The 3,098-nt window shown below is 64.8% G+C and carries 2 protein-coding genes and 1 pseudogene; all 3 read left to right on the top strand.

What is annotated here, in order from left to right:
• Positions 1-192: pseudogene (locus ACOJVU_RS11605) on the top strand (low molecular weight phosphatase family protein); the annotation flags it as partial.
• Positions 193-237: 45 nt separating this feature from the next.
• Positions 238-645, top strand: a complete 408-nt coding sequence (arsD, locus tag ACOJVU_RS11600; RefSeq protein WP_421529926.1) for an arsenite efflux transporter metallochaperone ArsD — start codon at positions 238-240, stop codon at positions 643-645.
• A 17-nt stretch (positions 646-662) separates the two neighbouring features.
• Positions 663-2,432 carry an arsenical pump-driving ATPase gene (gene arsA, locus ACOJVU_RS11595; RefSeq protein WP_421529925.1) on the top strand — a complete coding sequence of 590 codons (1,770 nt, stop codon included), beginning with the start codon at positions 663-665 and terminating at the stop codon, positions 2,430-2,432.
• Positions 2,433-3,098: the final 666 nt, after the last annotated feature.

Genomic DNA, 3,098 nt, shown 5'->3' with positions numbered 1-3,098 from the left:
GTCGGCGACGTCGACATCGTCGTCACGCTGGGAAACGAGGCCCACGTCGAGCCGGTCGGAGGCACCAGGTTCGAAACCTGGGACATCGACGAGCCGTCCACACGTGACATCGACGGGATCGAGCGCATGCGGCTGATCCGCGACGACATCGCGACCCGGGTGCGGCTGCTCGCCGAGCAGCTGCGCACCACAGCACCGGCACAGACCAAGACCGTTGGAAACCGAGGAGATCGTTCGATGAGCAAGGTTCAGGTGTTCGAGCCAGCATTGTGTTGCGCCACGGGCGTGTGTGGCGAAGACGTCGACCAACAACTGGTCAGGTTCTCCGCCGACCTGGATTACATCCGCAGCCGCGGCGGTGACGTTTCCCGCTACAACTTGGCAAGCGAACCCCGCGCGTTCGCCGAGTGCGACACCGTGAAAGCGTTCCTGCACGTTGCCGGATCCGACGGGCTGCCGCTGGTGCTGGTGGATGGAGTCACCGCGATGACCGGGCGCTACCCCGACCGCGCCCAGCTCGCCGCCTGGGCAGGCGTCGAGGCTCCCGGCCCGGCCGGACCGACCAGCCTCGATATCACCGCGACGACCACTGCCGGAGGCGGTTGCTGCAGCACCGACAGCTCAGGCGCCACCGACTGCTGCTGAAAGAACCGGCTACTCGCATGAAGTTTCTGGACGCTCCGCCACGATTTCTGTTCTTCACCGGCAAGGGCGGGGTGGGCAAGACCTCCATCGCATGTGCCACCGCGATCGCGCTGGCCCGCCACGGCAAGAAGGTGCTACTGGTCAGCACCGACCCGGCGTCCAACGTCGGACAGGTCTTCGGGCTGACGATCGGCAACACCATCACCGCGATCCCCGCGATCCAGGGTCTGTGGGCAATGGAAATCGACCCCGAACAGGCCGCCGACGCCTACCGCGAACGCATCGTCGGCCCGGTGCGCGGGTTGTTGCCGGACGCGGAGGTGGCGTCGATCACCGAACAGCTCTCCGGCTCGTGCACCACCGAGATCGCCTCCTTCAACGAATTCACCGCACTGCTCACCGATTCCGACGGCGAACTCGGCCAGTTCGACCATGTGCTGTTCGATACCGCCCCTACCGGGCACACCATCCGCCTGCTGCAATTGCCGGGCTCGTGGACTGACTTCCTCAACGAGGGCAAGGGCGATGCGTCCTGTCTGGGACCGCTGTCCGGTCTGGAGAAACAACGCGTCGTCTACGCCGGGGCAGTCGCCGCGCTGGCCGATCCCCAGCGCACCCGCCTGGTGCTGGTGGCCCGTGCGCAAAGGTCGACGCTGGCCGAGATCACCCGCACGCACCGTGAACTCGCTGCGATCGGCTTGACCCACCAGTACGTCGTGATCAACGGTGTCCTGCCCGCATCTGCCGGGCACAGCGACCCGCTCGCTGCGGAGATCCACGACCGCGAACAGCGGGCGGTCGCGTCGCTTCCCGACGAACTACGGGCGCTGCCGCTGGACCGCGTCGACCTCAAGCCCACCAACATCGTCGGCCTGGACGCCCTGGCGTCGCTGTTCACCGCGGATGCGGACGTACCGCAGGTGCAACAAGAGATGGCCCCCGACGTGATCGACGCCCCGCTGGCGAATCTGATCGATGAACTGGCCACCGGGGACCACGGATTGATCATGTGCATGGGCAAGGGCGGCGTCGGGAAAACGACCATCGCCGCCGCGATCGCTGTGGCCCTCGCCGAGCGTGGTCACCACGTGCACCTGACCACGACCGACCCCGCCGCGCACCTCACCGACACCCTCCACGGAACACTCGAGAAGCTGCAGGTGTCGACCATCGACCCGGCCGAGGCGACCCGCAACTACCGCGACCATGTGCTGGCCACCAAGGGCGCCGCACTCGATGAGGAAGGCCGAGCGACCCTCGCCGAGGATCTTCGCTCGCCATGCACCGAGGAAGTCGCCGTGTTCCAGGCATTCTCACGCGTCATCGGTGAATCGCTGCACAAGTTCGTCGTCGTCGACACTGCCCCGACCGGGCACACGCTGCTGCTCCTCGATGCCACCGGCTCCTACCATCGCGAGGTTGCCCGGCAACTGGGCGATCGACACTTCACGACTCCGCTGATGAGGTTGCAGGACCCGCAGCAAACCAAAGTCATCATCGTCACCCTGCCCGAGACCACCCCGGTCCTGGAAGCGGCCGGACTGCAGGACGAACTCGAACGCGCCGGCATCCGCCCCTGGGCCTGGGTGATCGACAACTCCCTGGCGGCCGCCAACCCGACCGCACCTCTGCTCCGGCAGCGCGCCATCGCGGAACTACCAGAGATCGACAAGGTGAGGGGCCGGCACACGAATCGGGTTGCGGTGGTGCCGTTGCTTGCGACCGAACCGGTGGGCATACCCGCGCTGGAAGCGCTCGGGACGGCCCGAGGCGTCATGGCCCGGTAACCAGCAGCGACATCGACGTCGGTGTCATTGGGGCGGTTTCCGGAATCAGCGAGAATTTCTGTAGCACAGTGTGTTTCATGATCCAGTAAGACCACGATGCACGCCGTTCGCCGACCAGCAATCCAGCGGTGCAGAGCACCTTGAGGCGCTGGGAGATGGTGGGTTGTGTCAGTTAAGTCACCGATTGGATGGCGACCAGCTGCTGAAAGCCGCTGGCGCCGAACGCGTTACTGACGATCAGCGTTAGGCAGTTGTCGCTGTCGCGACGCAGATTCGCACCATGATGACGACACGCTGACCCCACCGCTCAGCGGATCACCGCCCAGGTGGAGCCAAAATTCGTGCAGAAAAACGACCCAACTGGGGCCAACTCAGGTGATCACACGCATACCCTGCTCCGGGATGCTCCGGGTCCAAATACATGGCCAAACCCATTGAATGACAAGTCATAGTCGCCTCGCGGTCTCAGGCACGTTACCGGTAACCCTCAATATTCGATCTGCCCGCATTCGGTCGTTTCGGGAAGATGCCATGGACTCAGGATTCGCTAAACGGTTGGTGTCGGATCGCTTTGGTTGGTCGCCCTGGATGGCCTCGAGGTGCGAGGACGCCGTCCTGTTTGCTGGTGTTCGTTCTCATCCAATCTGGGGCAGGTCCACGATCCGG

This window comes from Mycobacterium sp. THU-M104, from assembly GCF_049197365.1.
Lineage (GTDB): Bacteria > Actinomycetota > Actinomycetes > Mycobacteriales > Mycobacteriaceae > Mycobacterium.
The sequence above is the reverse complement of the archived record's forward strand: the minus strand, read 5'-3'. Positions and strand labels throughout refer to the sequence as shown.